This window comes from Microvirga pakistanensis (genome assembly GCF_004458765.1).
Lineage (GTDB): Bacteria > Pseudomonadota > Alphaproteobacteria > Rhizobiales > Beijerinckiaceae > Microvirga > Microvirga pakistanensis.
Window position 1 is genome coordinate 132,048 of record NZ_SPJX01000410.1, and the last position, 19,526, is coordinate 151,573.

Consider the following 19,526-nt stretch of genomic DNA (forward strand, 5'->3'; position numbering starts at 1 on the left):
CTATTTGACGACCGCTGGAACCGACGGAGTCGGCGGCTTGGACATGCCGATCCGCTGCAGGCCGAAGAGATAGGAAAGGCCTCGCCCCGTCTGGTAGAGGGAGACCATGAGAAACCAGAGCGTGCCACGCAGCACGCCGATATCCTGGTGGCGCCGCTTCTGGAACGCGCTCCACTGATCCGCATTCGCAAAGACGAGATCGGCCACGAGTTTGTGGTGCTCAGGGCTTTCGATCAGGAAGCGGCAGCCCAGTAGCAAGCCCTTGTCGTCCATGCCGACTTTGCGGATTTCGACCGGCATATGCTGGGTCGGCAGGTCGGCATGGGGCATGAATTCAAGAGTGCCGAGCGCTCCCTTCTTGAGCGTGGGCTCGTTGGAGGGCGCCACATGCAGCCGTGCGCCGCCCACGGAAATATCGCGCACCGACGCCTCGATGACGTCATCGCCGAGCAAGAACCGGCAGGTGCGATCGGTATGCACGCGGTGGCTCATGCGTCGAGAGGCGCGCTCCGACACGACTCCCAATGCGCAGCCCGCGATGATGAGATTGAGGATGTTCCAGGCGCCCGTCACCAGGGTCAGATCGGCTTTGTAGGGTTCGAGCCACACGCGGATGCCTGTCGCGACGACGCCCAGCAGGAGGATGCCGAAGATGATGAAATATGGCGTGCCGAGTTCCGAGACCCGGCTCTCAAGCATGGACTCGCCCTTGGACGTGACCTTGAAGGTCGGTTTCTTCGGATTGGCCATCACCGACAGAATCGCTGGAAGCAGGTAGATCGTCTGGATGTACTCGTACAGATCCGAAATCCACGGCCAGCGGTAACGGCCGTACAGATAGTTCTGCATCATGAAGTTCACCATCATGTAGGTGAACGTATAGGCCAGGAACTCGCCGCCCGATGCGGTGAAGATCTCCAGGGAGAAAAACAGGTAGCAGAGCGGCGACAGCAGAAACGCGAATCGCGAGAAGGGAAACAGCCAGAAAAGGGTGCTCGACATATAGGCGAGGCGCTGTGAGAGTTTCAGCCCGCGCTTCAGGGGCGGAAAGCTGAAGCGCAGGATCTGCATCATGCCTTGTGCCCAACGCGAGCGCTGGCCGATGAAGCTCGCGAAGGTATCGGGCTGGAGCCCTGCGATCAGCGGTTTGTCCACATACACGCTGCTCCAGCCGCGCGCATGAAGATCGAGTGCGGTCTCGCAATCCTCTGTGATGCTCAGGCCGCTGAACCCGTTCGTTTCCTGCAAGGCCTCGCGCCGGAGCACGGCAGCCGAGCCGCAAAAGAAGGCTGCATCCCATTTGTCCAGGCCGCGCTGGATGACGCCGTAGAACATTTCGTTCTCGGACGGCATGGTCTGGAAGGTGCCGAGATTGCGCTCGAGCGGATCGGGATTGATGAAGAAGTGCGGCGTCTGCACCAGGAACAGGTTCTTGTCGGCGGTGAAGAACCCGACGGTTTCCTCCAGAAAGCTCCGTGCGGGCGCATGGTCCGCATCGAAGACGGCGACGAGGTCGCCGGTGGAGTGCTCAAGGCCGTTGTTGAGGTTGCCTGCCTTTGCGTGAAGGTTGCGTGCGCGGGTGAGGTACTTGACGTCGAGAGCCGCGCAAAGAGCCTGCAGTTCGGAGCGGCGCGCGCGGGCAGCCGCTGCTGCATGTGCATTGTCCGAATGACATTTCTCGTCCGTGCCGCCATCGTCGAGGAGCCAGACGGTGAGTTTCTCAGCCGGATAACTCATGGCCTTGGCGGCCGCGAGGGTGGTGGCCAGAAGACTCGCATCCTCGTTGTAGCTCGGCACGAAGACGTCGACGGTCGGCAGGTTGTCCGGGTCGATTTGCGGCGACTTGCGCGAGGGCATCGGGCTCGACACCACGAACAGGCTTAAGAAAAGCATCATCACGCTGTACATCTCGGCGATGTAGAGCAGGATCGCGGGGATGAAGTTCGCCAACTCGGTGACGGGTGGGATCGTGCTCGTGGTGCGCCAGAAGACATAACGCAGGACGATTGCCGTGCCGAGAGCCAGCGCGATCACACGCCAGACGCCCTGAGCCCGAAAGAACTTCAGGACGATCATGCAAGCCACGACCACGAGGCCTGCGACGAGATGCGTCTGAAGGCTGATGGGAAGGGCGACCAGCAGGACGATGAGCATCGCCGCCACCGCCCAGAAGGCTACGAGTGCACCCCTACGCATCGTTTAAGGTCTCAGTCAAGGTTGTTATGCGCCGAGAGGCAGGCATAAGCTAACAGCTACTGAAGGTCTACCTCGGCGGAGGCAGTATTGATCCCGTGACTTTGGGTTTTTTGTCGCGCTAGTAAATTTTAATTGATGATACGCAATTCAATTACGTAGAAGAATCTGTCTCTTACTTACTGTGAAGGTGGCGGTGGCACCACCGGATAACCGGTCTGGGGCGAAGCGGCAGGCTCTTCGGGCACAGATATGCTGGGCTGAGCCGGTGCCGAGGGAAGAACCGTATCCTTGTCGATGACGGGGCCGGCCGCGCTCGGGCTGGTGGGCACCCGGATGCGCCGCTCGCGAATTACCGTCTGAGGGGCGCCGTTCATGCCGAGAGGATAGATCGGCGCATCGATCTGGCCCAGATGCTCGGGGACCCTGGGCGGCGCCCCATAGGGGTTCCAGGCTCCCGACATGTAATAGGCCGAGACGGTGAACCCGTACATGGTGCGCAGGAGCTGCTCCGGGGTCGCGGCTACGTCGCAAAGGCGAAGGCGAACGGAAATGACCCCGCCCGGTACCAGAACAGCCGGCTCGTTGGGTTCGATTCTCTGCCAGGCATAGAGGCACACGTCGCCGCCGGCGGAGCGGCCCGTGGCGAAGCCGAAGGGACCGTACTTGTTCTGCACATAGACGAGGGACGTCTGCATCTCGATCCCGGGCAGGCGCTCTTCCATTTCCCTCTGAAGCCTGTCCTCGGTCATCGACGGCAGGCTCAGGACGTCGTCGATCTCGGATTGCGGCACGGATCCGCTGGCAAGAGTCACATGGAAAGCGTTCTGGCCAGGCGTCAGGGAAGCCGTCGACAGGGCAATCTCCTGCGAGACGCCGTTCTGGTACTTGCGCTGCAGGACCGCAACGATGGCTGGTCCCCCCGGCGGCGGCACGATGATCGCCTGAGTGGCCGGAACCTCGTTCATGAGTGTGGCAAAGCCCAGTTCAGACCGGGTCGTGCAGGCGGTAGCCATGAGAGGGGCCAGGAGAACAGCCAATCTGATGCTCCGCCCCAGGCGCTCTTTCGAACCGGCGCGTATCCTGGGCGGTGCGACGCCCAAATCGGTCCGATCATGGAGGCGGGAGAACAGCATGAGAGGCGTCAATTCTGGCCGCGGGCCGGGTTATTGGATGGGCTTGTCCTCGGAAGGCTGCTCTTCCAGGGCCGGCGCATCCGGTGAATCTTTAACCAGACATGGACAAACATAGTTAACGAAAGGTAAGCGCCGGCGCGGTTCAGGGATTGGTGTCCTGGAAACTTGAGGGATCCGGCTTGACGGGGGGCCGGGGGAGCATAAAAGCAGGGTTGTGGCGCCAGCACATGGCTTTCAACCGACAGCCTTGGCGCGCTCCGAACGTAGCTTGCCCGACCTGGAGTCCCGGTCGGGCCGCTGTTGCGACTTTGCTTCACGAAGCCCCAGGCTTGAGAGCCTTTTCCATGCGATCCGCCTTTCTGCGCAATGCGCTCGTTCTCGGAATGCTGTCCGCCATCGGGCCGTTCGCCATCGATATGTATCTGCCGGCATTTCCGGCGATTGCGCGTGAGTTTCAGGTGGACGTGGGCGCCGTACAGATGAGCCTGATGAGCTTCTTCCTGGCAGTGGCCCTTTGCCAGCTGGCCTACGGCCCCCTCTCGGACCGATTCGGCCGCAAGCCGCCGCTCTATGGGGGCTTGGGGCTTTTCATCCTGGGGAGCGTCGGCTGCAGCTATGCTCCGAGCGTTGAAGCGCTGATCGCTTTCCGCTTCGTGCAAGGCGTCGGGTCTTGCGCCGCCATGGTGATTCCCCGGGCGATCATCCGCGATCTGCATACGGGCCACGAGGCCGCACGCCTGATGGCGACCACGATGCTGGTGTTCAGCGTGTCCCCGATTCTCGCCCCGCTCGCCGGCAGCGCCCTGACCGAGTTCTTCAGCTGGCGCTTCATCTTCTGGGCCATCGCAGCCATTGGCTTCGGCGGCATGGCCGTACTGCTGCTCCTGCTGCCGGAGACACGGCCCGAGGGTGCGGGGCAGCAGAGCCTCGGCCAGACATTTGCCGCCTACAAGGGGCTCCTGAGGGATCGCCGCTTCCGGAGCCTTGCCTTCATCGGCGGTTTCAGCCAGGCCAGCTTCTTTGCCTATCTGGCGGGCTCGTCCGTGATCTTCATCGAGCATTTCGGATTGTCGCCATCGCACTACAGCATGATCTTTGCGTCCAATGCGATCGCCTTCATCGGCAGCGCACAGTTCAACAGCACGTTCATGCGCCGCTTCGGCGCCGAGCGGGTGGTCCGCATTGCGATCTCAGCCTTCGCGGCTCTGGTGACCCTGCTGTTCATCCTGACCGTGGCCGGGGCCGACAACGCCTACATCCTCTGGGGTCTCCTGTTCCTGTCCTTCGGCTGCCTCGGCTATGTCATTCCCTCGACAGCGGTGCTGGCGCTGGAGGACCATGGATCGATCGCCGGAACGGCTTCTGCGCTCATGGGCACCCTGCAGCTCAGCACCGGCGCCGTGATGATCGCGCTGGTGAGCGCGCTTTACGACGGGACCTCCCTCTCGATGGTGGGCAGCATCTTCGTCTGCGGCTGGGTGGCCTTTGCCCTGAGCATGCGGACCCTGAAGGCGGCGCGTGCCTATCCTTGACGGCTTTCCGCGAGGATCCAGTCGCGGAAGGAGCGCACCAGGGGCGCTTCCGCCTTGTGTTCCGGATAGACGAGGTAATAGGCCCCGACGCTCAGGATGCTTTGCGGGAACAGAACCTCGAGACGCCCTGCCGCGAGTTCGTCCGCGATCAGGAATTTAGGGATGAGGCCGACGCCCAGACCCGCGGCTGCGGCCTGAGCCACCATGGCAAATTGCTCGAAGCGAGGCCCCCGCATCGGGTTGCCGACATCGACGCTCACGCTCGCGAACCATTCCGCCCAGGCGGTTGGCCGCGTGCTCTGCTGCAGCAGGGTGGCGCGGGCGAGGTCCTGCGGGGAGCGGATGCCTTCGCGCTCACGGTAGGCCGGGCTGCAGACGGGAACGGCTTCTTCGGTCCGCAGCAATTCGCAGACTGCCCCGGGCCAATGCGGCTCTCCGAAATGGATGGCGGCGTCGAAGGGCTCGGCGGAGAAATCGAAGGGCACGAGGCGGACGCCGAAATTGACCGTCGCGTTCGGATGCTTGGCCAGGAAATGAGGGATGCGCGGGATGAGCCATCGGGTGCCGAAGGTCGGCAGCGTAGCGAGATTCAGCACGCCGCTCGTGCCCGACAGCGCAATGGCCTGATGGGTGGCGTCCGAAAGTTCCGTGAGGGTGGCGCGGATCTGCGAGGCGTAGAGGCGCCCGACATCCGTCAGCATCACCCTCTGCCGGGAGCGGCTGAACAGGGACACGCCGAGCGAGTCCTCGAGCTGTTGGATCTGCCGAGACACGGCGCTCTGGGTCAGGCTCAGCTCATCGGCGGCCCGTGAGACGCTGCCGTGTCGTGCCGTGGCCTCGAAGGCGAGGAGATTGCCGATATTGGGCAGGAAGCCGCGACGGAGCACCAGTTCATTCCAAATTCGAATAACCTGCTGCGAAGATGTCGCTTTACTTCTCGCCTGTCCAGAGCGATTTTTCCGGCAAATTTCAACAGGTTTGCCCAGGTCTCCGGAATGACCTCCCGGGCTGTACCACAGAGGATTGCTCATCATGGCAGGTGCACATCAGGACATCGCGAAGCTCAAGTGGGACGACCCGCTCCTCCTCGACGAGCTGCTCACCGACGACGAGCGCATGATCCGCGATACGGCGCGTGCCTATGCCCAGGACAAGCTCCTGCCGCGGGTGATCGAGGCCTACCGCGAGGAGCGCACGGATCGCGAGATCTTCAACGAGATGGGTGAGCTCGGCCTGCTCGGCGTGACCCTGCCGGAGGATTACGGCTGCGCGGGAGCCTCTTACGTGGCCTACGGCCTTGTGGCCCGCGAGGTGGAGCGCGTCGATTCCGGCTACCGCTCCATGATGAGCGTGCAGTCCTCCCTCGTGATGTATCCGATCTATGCCTATGGCTCCGAGGAGCAGCGCCGCAAGTATCTGCCCAGGCTTGCGTCGGGCGAGTTCGTGGGCTGCTTCGGCCTGACCGAGCCGGATGCGGGCTCCGATCCGGCCGGCATGAAAACCCGCGCCGAGAAGATCGATGGCGGCTACCGCCTGAAGGGTTCGAAGATGTGGATCTCGAACTCCCCCATCGCGGACGTGTTCGTGGTGTGGGCGAAGTCGGAAGCCCATGACAACCAGATCCGCGGGTTCGTGCTGGACAAGGGCATGAAGGGGCTTTCCGCGCCGAAGATCGGCGGCAAGCTCAGCTTGCGCGCCTCGATCACGGGCGAGATCGTCATGGACGGAGTCGAGGTGGGCGAGGACGCGCTGCTGCCGAACGTCTCCGGCCTCAAGGGACCCTTCGGCTGCCTCAACCGCGCCCGTTACGGCATCTCCTGGGGGGCCATGGGTGCGGCGGAGGATTGCTGGCACAGGGCACGCCAGTACACGCTCGACCGCAAGCAGTTCGACAAGCCGCTCGCGGCAACCCAGCTCGTCCAGAAGAAGCTCGCCGACATGATGACCGAGATCACGCTCGGCCTCCATGCCTCGCTCCGCGTCGGCCGCCTCTTCGACGAGGGCCGCGTGGCGCCCGAGATGATCTCGCTCGTCAAGCGCAACAATTGCGGCAAGGCCCTGGAGATCGCCCGCACGGCCCGCGACATGCATGGCGGCAACGGCATCCAGGAGGAGTATCACGTGATGCGTCACGCGCAGAACCTGGAGACGGTGAACACCTATGAGGGCACGCATGACGTGCACGCTCTCATCCTGGGTCGCGCGCAGACAGGTCTGCAGGCCTTCTTCTGAGAAAGGGACGGGCATGGCTCTCCGGATCACCCTGGTAGGATCGACGGGCTGGGTCGGCAAGGCGCTGGTCGCAGCGATCGCCGCCTCGGACGACCTGGAACTCGTCAGCGCCGTCAGTCGCGGCGCGGCCGGCCGGGATGCCGGCGAAGCGGCCGGTCTGTCCCGTCTCGGCGTCGCGATCAGCGGGACCCTCGACGAGGCTTTGGCGGCACCCTCCGACGTGGTGATCGATTATACCAAGCCCGGAGCGGTCAAGGCCCATGCCCTCACGGCGCTGGCCCGGGGGCGCTCCGTGGTGATCGGCACATCGGGGCTCTCCGCCGAGGATTACGCGGAGATCGACAGGGTTGCCCTCGGGGTTGAGCGCGGGGTGCTCGCGGCCGGCAATTTCTCGATCACGGCGACTCTTCTCCGACGTTTCGCGCTGGAGGCCGCCCGTTATGTGCCGGATGTGGAGGTCATCGATTACGCTTCGGCGAAGAAGCCCGATACGCCCTCCGGCACGGCGCGGGAACTCGCCGAGCTCTTGAGCGAGATGCGCCTTCCGGCAACTTCGAAGCCTGTCGATGAGCTCGCTGGGGTGCGCGAAACCCGCGGCGGCGCTCTCGGGGCGAGGCAGCCGGTGCAGGTCCATTCGTTGCGCATGCCGTCCTTCGTGCTGTCATGCGAGGCGGTGTTCGGCGCAGACAACGAGCGCCTCGTGATCCGTCATGATGCCGGATCCTCGGCGGCGCCTTACGTCGCCGGCACCCTTTTGGCGGCGCGCCGTGTCTGTTCCTTCGTCGGATTGAAGCGCGGCCTTGATGCCGTAATGGATTGATCTTGCATGAAACCGCTTGCAGGCCTGAAGGTTCTGGAACTCGCCCGCATTCTCGCCGGCCCTTGGGTCGGGCAGATGCTCGCCGATCTCGGCGCCGACGTGGTGAAGGTGGAGCGCCCCGGTGCGGGCGATGACACCCGTGGCTGGGGGCCTCCTTTCGTGGAGGCCGCCGATGGGGGCGATCTCTCGGCTGCCTATTTCCACTCCTGCAATCGCGGCAAGCGCTCCATCGCGGTCGATTTCGAGAGCGCCGAAGGTCAGGCCCTGGTGCGCAAGCTCGCGGCGCATGCGGATGTGGTGATCGAGAACTTCAAAGTCGGCGGGCTGAAGAAATACGGCCTCGATTACGAGAGCCTGAAAGGCGTCAATCCGCGCCTCGTCTACTGCTCCATCACCGGCTTCGGCCAGACCGGCCCTTACGCCTCGCGCGCAGGCTACGATTTCATGATCCAGGGTCTTGGCGGCATCATGGACCTGACCGGCGACCCCGACGGGGAGCCGCAGAAGATCGGTGTCGCTTATGTGGATATCTTCACCGGCGTCTATTCGGTGGTCGGCATTCTCGCGGCTCTTCGCCGCCGCGACCAGACGGGGGAGGGCGCGCATCTCGACATGGCGCTTCTCGACGTGCAGACCAGCGTGCTCGCCAACCAGGCGATGAATTATCTCGCGTCCGGCACGTCGCCTCGGCGCATGGGCAACGCGCATCCCAACATCGTGCCCTACCAGGTTTTTCCGGTCTCCGACGGCCATGTGATCGTGGCGGTGGGCAATGACGGGCAATTCTCCCGCTTCGTTGCCGTTCTGGGGCAACCCGAACTCGCGCAGGACGAGCGCTTCGCCACCAATGCAGGCCGGGTGCGGCACCGCGCCGAACTCGTGCCGATCCTGACTACGCTCACGCTTCGATCCACGCGAGAGGCCTTGCTCGCGGCGCTCGAGAAGCAAGGCGTGCCGGCGGGTCCCATCAACACGGTGGCGGATGTGTTCGCCGATCCACAGGTCATCGCCCGTGGCATGAGGATCGATCTTCCCGCATCCGCCGCGAAGGACGGAGCGATCCCTTCCGTGCGCTCGCCTGTGGTCATCAACGGCGAGCCGATGGCGACTGCACGCCCGTCGCCACGTTTGGGCGAGCATACGGACGAGGTGCTGAACGACCCGTCATGGGTCGGTTAAGGCGCGATGCCCTTGATGAGCAGGCGGTTGATCATGCCCACGATCTGCTCGCGATCCTGATCGGAGAAGGGGCTTAGTTTGTGCATCTCGAGGTTGCTGAGGCCCTCGACGGCAAGCCAGCCGAGCAGCGCGGCCTCGACATCATCCGAATTGGCTTTGAGCTGTTCCACCGTTGCGGCGATCACCTGCCGAACGGGGTCGAGCAGTCGCGGGTTTTCGGCGGCCGCTGCCATCATGCCGGTGGCGACCTCCTGCATCTTGCCGCCGCAGCACATGTTCAGCAGGCTCGTCGTGGCCACGCGCGCGTCCAGATTGGGTCCGGGCTCCATTTGAGTGCGCAGGGCCTCCTTGGATTCGGAGACCTGATCGATCATGCGCTGGATCATGGCTTGCAGCAGCGCATCCTTGCTGGGAAAATTGTAGAGAAGCCCGCCCTTGCTGAGCCCGGCGCGCTCCGCCACGGCATCGAGCGTGAGGCGCCCTGCGCCGATCTCGGCGACAAGCTCCGCGGCCGCGTCAAGAATTTTTTCGCGGGAGCTCCTGCGGCCACGGGCATTTTCGAACATTGGCAACTCTTGCAACTAAACCGTCCGGTCGGTATATAAATGGTGCCGCGGCCTTGGCGTCAAGGGCAAGTTGAGCTATTGCCGCACCTCCATCTTGTAAGTCTGTAGCCCCGCAAGCGGGCGCGTAACTCTCGGAAGAAGCCCATGAAACGGCGCATCGTAGTCGGCCTCGTCTTCACTCTTGCGATCCTGCTCTGTGCCGGGCTGATTTGGTTCAACTTCTTCCGAGACAAGATGATCGCTGACTTCTTCGCCAATATGCAGCCGCCGCCGCAGGTGGTAACGGCGGTCAAGGTTGAAGCAAAGACCTGGACACCCAGCATCAGCGCCATCGGTACCGCCAGGGCGGCAAACGGCGTCGAGCTGGCCTTCGAGACTCCCGGCATCGTCAAGGAGATCAAGTTCAAGGCCAACCAGAACATCCGTGCGGGCGACATCCTCGTCCAGCTCGACGATACGGTCGAGCGCGCCGATATCCAGGACGTTCAAGCCGCCGTGAAGACGGCGGAGAGCGCCTATGAGCGTGCCAGGACCCTCTCGACCCGCGGCTATGGCACGGAGGCCAATCTCGATCAGGCGAGCGCGGTGCTCGCGGCGGCACGCTCGCGTCTGGCGCGCCTCGAGGCGACGCTTGAGCAGAAGGCCCTGAAGGCTCCCTTCTCCGGCGTGATCGGCATTCCGCGGATCGATGTCGGACAGTATTTGCAGCCCGGATCCGTCATCGCGAGCTTCCAGGATCTCGATTCGATGAAGGTCGACTTCACGGTGCCCGAACAGCTTGCCGATCAGGTCAAGTTGGATCAGGAGGTTCGCTTGGGCGTCAACGAGGGCAATCTGCCTTACAAGGGCCGCGTGATCGGCAAGGATCCCCGCGTCGATCCCAAGACCCGTCTGGTCTCCGTGCAGGCTCTCATCGACGACAACAAGACCAGGGCGATCCTGCCGGGTCAGTTCCTCCACGTGGAGGTCGTCCTGCCGGAACAACCCAACGTCATCACCGTGCCACAGACGGCTGTCATCACGAGCCTGTACGGGGATTACGTCTACACGATCGAGCAGGAAGAGCGGGCGGGCAATCAGGTCCAGGCGGTCAAGCAGGTTTTCGTGAAGACCGGTCGCCGCCGCGGCGGAGTGCTTGAAATCCAATCGGGCATCCAGCCGGGCCAGCAGGTCGTCGCCTCGGGCCAGAACAAGCTCCAGTCCGGTGCGGTCGTCAAAATCGACAACACCATTGATGTGACAAAGTTCCAAGCGACGAAGATCGCAGTCGGGCAGTAGGCATAAGCCATGAGTTTCACCGAGCTTTTCATTCGCCGCCCCGTCTTGTCGATGGTGGTCAGCCTCCTGATCCTGCTGCTCGGCGCGCAGGGTCTGATGAACCTGCAGGTGCGCCAGTACCCGGAGGTCAAGGAGACCACGATCACGGTCACGACGACCTATGTGGGTGCCAGTGCCGACCTCATTCAGGGCTTCATCAGCACGCCCATCGCCAAATCCGTGTCGAGCGCGGAAGGCGTGGATTATGTGACCACGCAGAGCCGCCAGGGCGTCAGCACGGTCTCCGTGCGCATGCGCCTGAACACGGACCCGAACGCGGCGCTCACCGAGGTCACCGCCAAGGTGCAGCAGGTGCGCGCGCAGCTTCCCTCCGAAGCCGAAGACCCGGTGATCGTGAAGGGGACGGGCCAGAGCTTCGCCCTCATGTACATCACCTTCGCCAGCACGGAGATGAACCCGGAGCAGGTCTCCGAGTTCTTGACACGCGTCGTGCAGCCGCGTTTCGCGACGCTCGAGGGCGTCGGCAACGCCGAGATCCTCGGCGGGCGCGATTTCGCCATGCGCGTGTGGATTGATCCCGTGCGGCTCGCCGCCCGCGGCGTGACGGCGGGCGATGTGGTGCAGGCGATCAACGCCAACAACTTCCTGGCCGCTCCCGGCAAGACGAAGAACGAGTACGTGGCCTACACGCTCGACATGCAGACCACGCTGCAGACGCCCGAAACCTTCGGGGCGCTGCCGATCCGCTCGAACGGCGATCAGGTCGTGCGCCTGCGTGACGTGGCCGAAGTGGAGCTGGGGCCGGAGAGCACGGACACGATCGTCAGCTTCAACGGCAGCGAGGGGACCTTCATCGGCATCACGCCGACCCCGTCGGCCAATCCCCTGACCGTCGCCGAGGAGGTGACGAGGGCCATCGATTCGATCAGGCCGACCCTGCCCAAGGGCATGACGGTCGAGATCGTCTACGATGCCTCGAACTTCATCTCGGCTTCGATCGAGGAAGTGTTCAAGACCATCGGCGAAGCGGCGCTCATCGTCGTGGTGGTGATCCTGCTGTTCCTCGGCTCGTTCCGGTCGGTTCTGATACCCGTGGTGACGATCCCGCTCTCCCTTGTGGGCGTATGCTTCTTCCTCTACGCGCTGGGATACTCGATCAACCTTCTGACCCTGCTGGCCATGGTGCTGGCCATCGGTCTCGTGGTGGACGACGCCATCGTGGTGCTGGAGAACATCCATCGCCACATCGAAGAGGGGCTCAAGCCCGTCGAGGCGGCCATCGTGGGCATGAAGGAGATCTTCCTGCCCATCGTGTCGATGACCATCACGCTCGCGGCGGTTTATGCACCCATCGGCTTCACTCAGGGACTGACGGGCTCGCTCTTCCGCGAGTTTGCCTTCACCTTGGCGGGCTCGGTGATCATCTCCGGCATCATCGCCGTGACGCTCTCGCCGATGATGTCCTCGAAGCTCCTGAAGTCGCATGGTTCGCAGGGCCGGTTCGCGGCTTTCGTGGACCGCACCTTCACGCGGCTCGAGAACTGGTATGCGCGACGCCTCAAAGGCTCGCTCGACTATCGGGCCGTGACGCTCGTGATCGTTGCGGTTCTGCTCGGCACCACGGTTTTCCTGTTCACGAAGACCAGTTCCGAACTGGCGCCGGAAGAGGATCAGGGCGCCTATCTCGGCATCCTGAACGTGCCGAAATATGCGACTCCCGAATACACTCAGGCGTTCTCCAAACAGTTCACCAATGCAGCCGAGAAGATCCCTGAGATCGACGACAGCTTCCTGATCATCGGCATCGACGGCGGTGGCGGCGGCTTCTTCGGCTTCAAGCTCAAGGAATGGAGCGAGCGCGAGAAGAAGGGCGAGGCCACCAAGCAGGATATTCAGAACCTGTTGAATGAGAATGCCGGTGTTCAGGCCTTCGCATTCGCGCCTCCGTCCCTGCCAGGTGGCGGTGACGGTCTGCCGGTTCAATATGTGCTGCGCACGATCGGCGATTCCGCTCAGGCCTTCGAGGTTGCTGAGCAGATCCGCCAGCGTGCCATGAAGTCCGGCAAGTTCATCGTGGTGCAGAACTCGATCTCCTATGAGACACCGCGCGCACGGATCATCATCGACCGTGACCGGGCCGCCGCGCTCGGCGTGCAGGTCTCCGAGATCGGCAACACACTGGGTGCACTGGTTGGTGGTGCATCGATCTCGAAGTTCGACCGCGACAACCGCAGCTACGACGTGGTGAGCCAGGTGCGCCAGCAGGATCGCCTCAATCCGGAGCGTCTGGCCGAGTACTACGTGCGCGCCTCAGACGGCTCCATGGTGCCACTCTCCGCCCTCGTCAGCATCAAGACGGATGCGGCGCCTGCGGTGATCGAACAGTTCAACCAGCTCAACGCGGCTACCGTCTCGGCATTGCCTCTGCCTGGCGTGACCACGTCAGAGGGCCTGGCCACCCTGCGCTCGATCGGGCAGGAGGTTATGCCCCAGGGCTTCTATGAGGACTACGCCGGTCAGTCGCGGCTCGAGGTGCAGGAAGGAAGCTCCATCTTTCTCGCCTTCGGCCTTGCCATCATCGTGATCTACCTGGTGCTGGCGGCCCAGTTCGAGAGCTTCCGCGACCCCTTCATCATCATGATGTCGGTGCCGCTCTCCATGTTCGGCGCCATGATCTTCCTGAACCTGGGCCTGGCAACGCTCAACATCTACACCCAGGTGGGTCTGATTACCCTGGTGGGCCTGATCACGAAGCACGGCATCCTGATGGTGGAGTTCGCCAATGAACTGAAGGAGAAGCGCGGCGTCAGCAAGCGCGAGGCCATTCAGGAAGCCGCGCGTGTCCGCCTGCGCCCGATTCTCATGACGACGGCCGCCATGGTGCTCGGTGTCGCCCCGCTGCTTTATGCGAGCGGCGCCGGTGCGGCGGCTCGCTTCTCGATGGGCCTCGTGATCGCGTCGGGCATGTCTATCGGCACGATTTTCACGCTCTTCGTGGTGCCGATGTTCTACACCTACATATCGAAGGAAACCGCGAGGAGCGAACGGGTAAGCGAAGCGCCCGCCCCCCATCGGGCGCTTGCGGCGGAGTAAACAGCAAAAGGCCGGACAGTGTCCGGCCTTTTCGCATTTCTCTTAGAGGGCTGGGGCGATCGGCGCCTCGACCCTGTGGATGTGGTCACGTCAACCTTAGCGGCTCAGCTCGCCTTCGACTTCCATGAAGGGCGAGACCGACTTGAACCCGGCCTGCTCGGCAGCCTTGCGGACGGCCTCTGCCACTTCCGTGGAGTGGACCTCGATAGTCTCGCCCGTCTTCGAATCGACGAACATGATCTTCATGGCGTTCACGTCCGGCTGGCCGTGGGAGACCACATAGGAGTTCTGCGTGGCGAGACGGTGAACGAGGCCGGCATCGCGCAGGAAGTCGAGGGCACGATAAATCGTGACCGGCGCCAGACGCTTCTTGTCGCTGCTGAGGCGGTCGACCAAATCATAGGCACCCACGGGGCCACCGCTCTGGACCAGCTCGCGGTAAACACGCTCGCGAATTGGCGTCAGGCGAAGATTGTTCTGGCGGCAAAGGTCATCCGCACGACGAAGGAGGTTCTCTTCTTCTTCCTTCCTGAGGGCTCTTGTGCTCATGGACCACACTCCTGTTATTTCAAAACCTATTCATTCATATAGGGGAACCGGTTCTTGAACAATGTGCTATCGTTGCAACCAGGCCTTGCAATTCTGCATTTTCCCCAGAAGAATCTGGCGAAATAGCAGACGACACTCTCTTACGTCGAATTGCCGCTAAGTAATAACATTACGTAAAACGACAAGTTCCAAAATGTCGCATCACTTGGAGCAGACCTCGCATAAACCGCGGATTTCAACCGTAACCTTCTTTGAACAGAAGGAATGGTCGTCGCTCCATTGGGTCAGTCGCTCATTGATACTGGGATCGCTGAACTCTGTGACGATCCCGCAATTCTCGCAAATGGCAAAGGCTGCCATCTCATGATGATGAGGGTGCTTGCACACCACATAGGCGTTCAGGCTCTCCAGCCGGTGGGCCAGCCCTTTCTCGATGAGTTTGTCGAGGGAGCGGTAGACGGTCGGGGGCGTCACGGGTCCCTTGGCCCGCAGCCTGTCGAGCACTTCGTAGGCCGACAGGGGATTCTGGGCGGCGCTCAGAATCCGATGCACGCGCTTTTGCGTGTCGTTCAATTCCTCGAGGGCGTGGTGATGATGGTTCGCGGCCATGACGGGATCGGTTTATGGAGAAGGCTGGTCAGCCTTATACGTCATGATTGCGGGGTCGAATTCAAGGCGTAAGACCTCAGGCCTTGCCCGACGGATCGGGAATGTGCCAGGGTCGGAGCCGTCCCGCCTCGACGGGACGGCGCCCCATCGGGTCAAATCTCCACCCAGGCAGCTTTCTCCTGCGAAGACCGAACGGCCGCTTCGATGAAGCGCACCCCGCGCACTCCGTCCTCGACGGTGGGCACCTGAAGCGAGAACGGGTTGGGCTCACGCCCTTCCATCCGGGCGGCGATCTGCTCCGCCACGTCAGCATAGAGCTGAGCGAAGCCTTCGAGATAACCCTCAGGATGCCCGCCGGGAATGCGCGAGGCCGCGCGCGATACTTCGTTTGCGCCATAGCCATTGCGGCGAATGATCCGAGGCGGCTCGCCGAGAGGCGAAAACAGCAGAAGATTCGGATTCTCCTGGTGCCACTCGAGGCCTGCCTTATCGCCATAGACGCGAATCCGCAGGCCGTTCTCCAGACCTGACGCAACCTGGCTGCACCAGAGCATCCCCCTCGCTCCGGAAGCAAAGCGCAGCATCATATGAGCATTGTCATCGAGCCTGCGGCCCTGCACGAAGGTGTGGAGCTCGGCTGACAAGGAAGCGACCTCGTCGCCGGTGATGAATTCGGCGAGATTGAAGGCATGGGTGCCGATATCGCCGACGGCTCCGGCAGGACCGGAACGAGAGGGATCCGTGCGCCACTCGGCCTGTTTGCTGCCGGTTTCCTCGACACGCGTCGCGAGCCAATCCTGCGCGTACTCCACCTGCACCACGCGGATCGCGCCGAGCTCGCCTCCCGCCACCATGGCGCGGGCCTGACGCACCAGCGGATAGCCGGTGTAATTGTGCGTGACGGCGAAGATCAGTCCGGACTCGCGCGCGAGCTGCGCAAGCCTGTCGGCTTCCTGCCGCGTCGTGGTCAGAGGCTTGTCGCAGATCACATGAATGCCGGCTTTGAGGAACGCTTCGGCAGCGGCGGCATGCGCATGGTTCGGCGTGACGATAGCGACCGCGTCGATGCCGTCCTCACGCTCCGCTTCGCGCTGCGCCATGTCCTGGAAGCTGCCGTAGCTGCGGTCTGTCGGCAGGAGCAGATCCTCTCCCGAAAGGCGGGCCCGCTCCGGGTCCGACGAAAGCGCGCCGGCGACCAACTCCCAGCGGTCGTCGAGCCGGGCGGCGATGCGGTGCACGGCGCCGATGAAGGCGCCGCGCCCGCCGCCGACCATTCCCAAGCGGAGGCGGCGGTTGAGTTTCTGGTCGCGCGATCCTGCAATGGTCATGGCGTCATCTCCCTCACGCGCTGATGCCCAGCAGCCGGCGATTGGCTGCCTCGTCCGTGCCGCCCGCCGCGAAATCGTCGAAGGCTTTTTCCGTCACGCGGATGATATGCGCCTTGATGAACTCCGCGCCTTCCCGCGCCCCGTCCTCCGGATGCTTCAGGGCGCATTCCCATTCCAGCACCGCCCAGGAATTGTAATCGTACTGCGCGAGCTTGGAGAAGATGGCGTTGAAATCCACCTGACCATCGCCGAGCGAGCGGAAGCGGCCTGCGCGATTGATCCAGCTCTCGTAGCCGCCATAGACGCCGATGCGACCCGATGGGTTGAACTCCGCATCCTTGGCATGAAACGCCTTGATGCGCTCGTGATAGAGATCGATGAAGGCGATGTAATCGAGCTGCTGCAGCAGGAAGTGACTGGGATCGTAGTTGATGCAGGCGCGCCTGTGTCCACCGACCGCATCCACGAAGCGCTCGAAGGTCGCGCCGTCATGGATGTCCTCTCCCGGATGGATCTCGTAGCAGACGTCGCAATCCGCTTCCTCATAGGCATCGAGAATGGGCCTCCAGCGACGTCCCAGCTCTTCGAAGGCCGTTTCGATCAGTCCGGCGGGACGTTGCGGCCAAGGGTACATGAATGGCCAGGCGAGCGCGCCGGGAAAGGTGACGCTGGCTTTTAGTCCCAGGCGCTTGGAGGCTTTCGCGGCCATCGTCATCTGCTCCACGGCCCAGGCCTGCCGCACCCTCGGATTGCCGCGCACTTCGGGAGCGGCGAACCCCTCGAAGGCTTCGTCATAGGCGGGGTGAACGGCGACGAGCTGCCCCTGCAGGTGGGTCGACAGTTCCGTGATCTCCATTCCATGCGAGCGGACGACACCTTGGATTTCATCGCAATAGGCTTCCGAGTCGGAGGCCTTCTTCAGGTCGAAGAGGCGCGCATCCCAGGTGGGAATCTGGACGCCCTTATAGCCGAGGGAGGCAGCCCAGCGGCAGATCGAATCGAGCGAATTGAAAGGCGCTTCATCGCCTGCGAATTGCGCGAGGAAGAGGCCTGGGCCCTTCATGGTCTTCATGGGTGAACTCCCAAAGCTGTGGCTGCGAAAGAAGGCGAAACAGGCAAGGGGAAGCCGCTTGCGGAGAGCAGGCAGCTTGCCGTTGCCTCGCCCCTCGGCGAGGAGGGGCGAGAGCCCGCAGCCGTTAGAACGGCGAGTCGGGGAAGAAGTGCTCCTTGGCGTTGTCCTTGGTGATCAGCTGAGCGTTGAGCACGTAGGTGCCGCGCATGGGGGCGTTCGTATAGAAATGCGCCGCGGTCACGCCCATCGCCGTGGAGATCATCGACGGCGGATAGGACACGTCGGCCGGGATCATCTTGTCGCCGTCCATCACCTTCTTGATCATGTCCTTCATGCCAGCGCCGCCGAGAACGAACTTGATATCCTCGCGCTTGGCCTGACGGATCGCCTCCATGACGCCGAGTGCCATGTCATCGTCGGACGCCCAGACGGCGTCGATCTTCGGGTGCTTCGACAGGAAGTCCTGCATCACCTTGAAGGCGTCGTCGCGGTTCCAGTTGGCGTATTGCTTGTCGATCACCTTCACGCCCGAGCCCTCAAGCGCCTTCTCGAAGTTCGACACGCGTTCCTCGTCGATCACTGTCGGAATGCCGCGGAAGACGACCACGTTGCCCTGCTTCAGGTTGTCGACGAAGTACTTGCCCGCCACGCGGCCGAATTCCGGATTGTTGCCGGCCACGTAGATGTCCTGGATCGACGGGTCCTTCAGGCCACGGTCCACGACTGTGATGAAGGTGCCGCGCTTCTTCACTTCACGGGCCGGGTTCGTCAGCTCGTCCGAGTTGAAGGGCAGGACGACCAGCGCATCGACCTTTTGAGCCATCAGATCGTCAAGGGCGTTCGCCTGGGATGCGCCATCGGGCGAGGTCTTCACGATCACCTTCAGACCCGGATAGCCTTTTTCGAGCTGCTTGGCGGTTTCCTGCGCATGATAGACCACGCCGCCGGTCCAGCCGTGCGTGGCGGCCGGAATCGAGACGGCGATCGTCACGTTCTTCTGCTGCGCCATCGCACCCGTCGCCAAGCCTGTCATCAGGCCTGCGGCGAGAGCGAATTTCAGTGCCGTTGCTTTCATCTGTTCCTCCCAGAAGGGTTTGGCTTCAAACCTTGTGTCCTTTGATCCGGAGACTTCGCCCCGGTTCATCGCCCGCGGTGGACGGACCGCTGCACGAGCATGGCGATAATGATGATGGCACCTTGAACCGCGCCCACGAGGAACTCGGAGACGAAGTTCGACAGCACCATGATATTGGCGACGAGTTCGAGGATCACCGCACCGACGACGGTTCCCCAGATACGGCCGACGCCGCCCCTGAGAGCGGTGCCGCCGATGACGACGGCGGTGATGGCCTGCAGTTCCCACAGGAGACCGGTGGTTGGTGTGGCGGAGCCGAGGCGGGGTACATAGACGAGCACCGCGATGCCGACGCAGATGCCTTGAATGATGTAGGTGAGCGTGCGCACCCGCCAGATCGGCACACCCGAATAGCGAGCGACATCCTCGTTCGAGCCGAGCGCCACCACATGGCGGCCGAACGAGGTGCGGTAGAGGATCAGGGCGCCGATGGCGGCCACAACCAGAAAGGCGATGATCGGCACCGGAATGCCGAACACGCTGCCGAAATAGACTGGGCGGTAGAGCTCGCGCAGCTCGAAATTGCGCATGGTGATGGTGCCGCCCGCCGCCAGCCACACCACGAGCGAGCGGAAGATGCCCATCGTGCCGAGCGTCACGATGAAAGGTTCGATCCTCCCGAAGGTGACGATCAATCCGTTCGCCATGCCGCATGCGGCGCTCAGGCCAACGGCCGCCAGCATGCCGAGCGCAAGCGTGCTCACATCCGCTGCGCCGAGCGAGTTGAGGGTCAGGATCATCACGCCCGCCGTGAGGGCCGCCATGGAGCCTACGGAGAGGTCGAGACCGCCACCGGCGATCACG

Annotated in this window: 16 protein-coding genes; 6 read left to right on the plus strand and 10 right to left on the minus strand. The window is 62.9% G+C overall.

Features of this window, described 5'->3' with window-relative positions:
• Both bcsA and bcsN read right to left on the minus strand, forming a co-directional pair.
• A complete protein-coding gene (gene bcsA, locus E4K09_RS19590) occupies positions 1 to 2,196 on the minus strand; it encodes a UDP-forming cellulose synthase catalytic subunit (protein WP_134499414.1) in 2,196 nt (731 codons plus the stop codon).
• 176 nt (positions 2,197 to 2,372) lie between these two features.
• On the minus strand, positions 2,373 to 3,233 hold the full coding sequence (gene bcsN / locus E4K09_RS19595; protein ID WP_166802417.1) for a cellulose biosynthesis protein BcsN: 861 nt from the start codon (positions 3,231 to 3,233) through the stop codon (positions 2,373 to 2,375).
• 440 nt (positions 3,234 to 3,673) lie between these two features.
• Here bcsN and E4K09_RS19600 point away from each other — a divergent pair, with 440 nt between their 5' ends.
• Entirely contained in the window at positions 3,674 to 4,861 is a 1,188-nt protein-coding gene (locus tag E4K09_RS19600; RefSeq protein WP_193557322.1) for a multidrug effflux MFS transporter, read from the plus strand.
• Here the strand turns inward: E4K09_RS19600 and E4K09_RS19605 are convergent.
• Positions 4,852 to 5,748, minus strand: a complete 897-nt coding sequence (locus tag E4K09_RS19605; protein ID WP_134499417.1) for a transcriptional regulator GcvA — start codon at positions 5,746 to 5,748, stop codon at positions 4,852 to 4,854. The genes E4K09_RS19600 and E4K09_RS19605 overlap by 10 nt on opposite strands.
• 145 nt (positions 5,749 to 5,893) lie before the next feature.
• On the opposite strand from E4K09_RS19605, the gene E4K09_RS19610 reads away from it, so the two are divergent.
• Genes E4K09_RS19610 through E4K09_RS19620 form a run of 3 tightly spaced genes read left to right on the plus strand, consistent with a single transcriptional unit; the run spans position 5,894 to position 9,092 of the window.
• On the plus strand, positions 5,894 to 7,093 hold the full coding sequence (locus E4K09_RS19610; RefSeq protein WP_134499418.1) for an acyl-CoA dehydrogenase: 1,200 nt from the start codon (positions 5,894 to 5,896) through the stop codon (positions 7,091 to 7,093).
• Between the two features lie 13 nt (positions 7,094 to 7,106).
• Positions 7,107 to 7,913, plus strand: a complete 807-nt coding sequence (dapB, locus tag E4K09_RS19615; RefSeq protein WP_134499419.1) for a 4-hydroxy-tetrahydrodipicolinate reductase — start codon at positions 7,107 to 7,109, stop codon at positions 7,911 to 7,913.
• 6 nt (positions 7,914 to 7,919) lie between these two features.
• A complete protein-coding gene (locus tag E4K09_RS19620) occupies positions 7,920 to 9,092 on the plus strand; it encodes a CaiB/BaiF CoA transferase family protein (RefSeq protein WP_134499420.1) in 1,173 nt (390 codons plus the stop codon).
• Here E4K09_RS19620 and E4K09_RS19625 read toward each other — a convergent pair.
• Entirely contained in the window at positions 9,089 to 9,658 is a 570-nt protein-coding gene (locus E4K09_RS19625) for a TetR/AcrR family transcriptional regulator (RefSeq protein ID WP_134499421.1), read from the minus strand. The two genes, E4K09_RS19620 and E4K09_RS19625, sit on opposite strands and share 4 nt — an antisense overlap.
• A gap of 144 nt (positions 9,659 to 9,802) precedes the next feature.
• On the opposite strand from E4K09_RS19625, the gene E4K09_RS19630 reads away from it, so the two are divergent.
• Both E4K09_RS19630 and E4K09_RS19635 read left to right on the plus strand, forming a co-directional pair.
• The gene (locus E4K09_RS19630) at positions 9,803 to 10,936 is read left to right on the plus strand and encodes an efflux RND transporter periplasmic adaptor subunit (protein WP_134499422.1); all 1,134 of its coding nucleotides are present in this window, start codon (positions 9,803 to 9,805) and stop codon (positions 10,934 to 10,936) included.
• Positions 10,937 to 10,945: 9 nt separating this feature from the next.
• Positions 10,946 to 14,029, plus strand: a complete 3,084-nt coding sequence (locus tag E4K09_RS19635) for an efflux RND transporter permease subunit (protein WP_134499423.1) — start codon at positions 10,946 to 10,948, stop codon at positions 14,027 to 14,029.
• 96 nt (positions 14,030 to 14,125) lie between these two features.
• Here the strand turns inward: E4K09_RS19635 and E4K09_RS19640 are convergent, their stop codons facing one another.
• From E4K09_RS19640 to E4K09_RS19665, 6 genes are all read right to left on the minus strand, one after another.
• Positions 14,126 to 14,578: a Fur family transcriptional regulator gene (locus E4K09_RS19640; protein ID WP_134499424.1), complete on the minus strand. Its 453-nt coding sequence runs from the start codon at positions 14,576 to 14,578 to the stop codon at positions 14,126 to 14,128.
• Between the two features lie 201 nt (positions 14,579 to 14,779).
• Positions 14,780 to 15,187 carry a Fur family transcriptional regulator gene (locus tag E4K09_RS19645; protein WP_134499425.1) on the minus strand — a complete coding sequence of 136 codons (408 nt, stop codon included), beginning with the start codon at positions 15,185 to 15,187 and terminating at the stop codon, positions 14,780 to 14,782.
• Between the two features lie 152 nt (positions 15,188 to 15,339).
• Positions 15,340 to 16,515 carry a Gfo/Idh/MocA family protein gene (locus tag E4K09_RS19650; protein ID WP_134499426.1) on the minus strand — a complete coding sequence of 392 codons (1,176 nt, stop codon included), beginning with the start codon at positions 16,513 to 16,515 and terminating at the stop codon, positions 15,340 to 15,342.
• A 13-nt stretch (positions 16,516 to 16,528) separates the two neighbouring features.
• Positions 16,529 to 17,587 carry a sugar phosphate isomerase/epimerase family protein gene (locus E4K09_RS19655; protein WP_134499427.1) on the minus strand — a complete coding sequence of 353 codons (1,059 nt, stop codon included), beginning with the start codon at positions 17,585 to 17,587 and terminating at the stop codon, positions 16,529 to 16,531.
• A 124-nt stretch (positions 17,588 to 17,711) separates the two neighbouring features.
• Positions 17,712 to 18,662 carry an ABC transporter substrate-binding protein gene (locus E4K09_RS19660; protein WP_134499428.1) on the minus strand — a complete coding sequence of 317 codons (951 nt, stop codon included), beginning with the start codon at positions 18,660 to 18,662 and terminating at the stop codon, positions 17,712 to 17,714.
• A gap of 65 nt (positions 18,663 to 18,727) precedes the next feature.
• The coding region (locus tag E4K09_RS19665; protein ID WP_134498058.1) for an ABC transporter permease at positions 18,728 to 19,526 on the minus strand (799 nt) is incomplete at its 5' end.

Bases quoted from the DNA above. Each gene is read 5' to 3' on its own strand.
- bcsA (WP_134499414.1), bottom strand. From the start codon at position 2,196: ATGCGTAGGGGTGCACTCGTAGCCTTCTGGGCGGTGGCGGCGATGCTC.
- E4K09_RS19600 (WP_193557322.1), top strand. From the start codon at position 3,674: ATGCGATCCGCCTTTCTGCGCAATGCGCTCGTTCTCGGAATGCTGTCC.
- E4K09_RS19610 (WP_134499418.1), top strand. From the start codon at position 5,894: ATGGCAGGTGCACATCAGGACATCGCGAAGCTCAAGTGGGACGACCCG.
- dapB (WP_134499419.1), top strand. From the start codon at position 7,107: ATGGCTCTCCGGATCACCCTGGTAGGATCGACGGGCTGGGTCGGCAAG.
- E4K09_RS19620 (WP_134499420.1), top strand. From the start codon at position 7,920: ATGAAACCGCTTGCAGGCCTGAAGGTTCTGGAACTCGCCCGCATTCTC.
- E4K09_RS19625 (WP_134499421.1), bottom strand. From the start codon at position 9,658: ATGTTCGAAAATGCCCGTGGCCGCAGGAGCTCCCGCGAAAAAATTCTT.
- E4K09_RS19630 (WP_134499422.1), top strand. From the start codon at position 9,803: ATGAAACGGCGCATCGTAGTCGGCCTCGTCTTCACTCTTGCGATCCTG.
- E4K09_RS19635 (WP_134499423.1), top strand. From the start codon at position 10,946: ATGAGTTTCACCGAGCTTTTCATTCGCCGCCCCGTCTTGTCGATGGTG.
- E4K09_RS19640 (WP_134499424.1), bottom strand. From the start codon at position 14,578: ATGAGCACAAGAGCCCTCAGGAAGGAAGAAGAAGAGAACCTCCTTCGT.
- E4K09_RS19645 (WP_134499425.1), bottom strand. From the start codon at position 15,187: ATGGCCGCGAACCATCATCACCACGCCCTCGAGGAATTGAACGACACG.
- E4K09_RS19650 (WP_134499426.1), bottom strand. From the start codon at position 16,515: ATGACCATTGCAGGATCGCGCGACCAGAAACTCAACCGCCGCCTCCGC.
- E4K09_RS19655 (WP_134499427.1), bottom strand. From the start codon at position 17,587: ATGAAGACCATGAAGGGCCCAGGCCTCTTCCTCGCGCAATTCGCAGGC.
- E4K09_RS19660 (WP_134499428.1), bottom strand. From the start codon at position 18,662: ATGAAAGCAACGGCACTGAAATTCGCTCTCGCCGCAGGCCTGATGACA.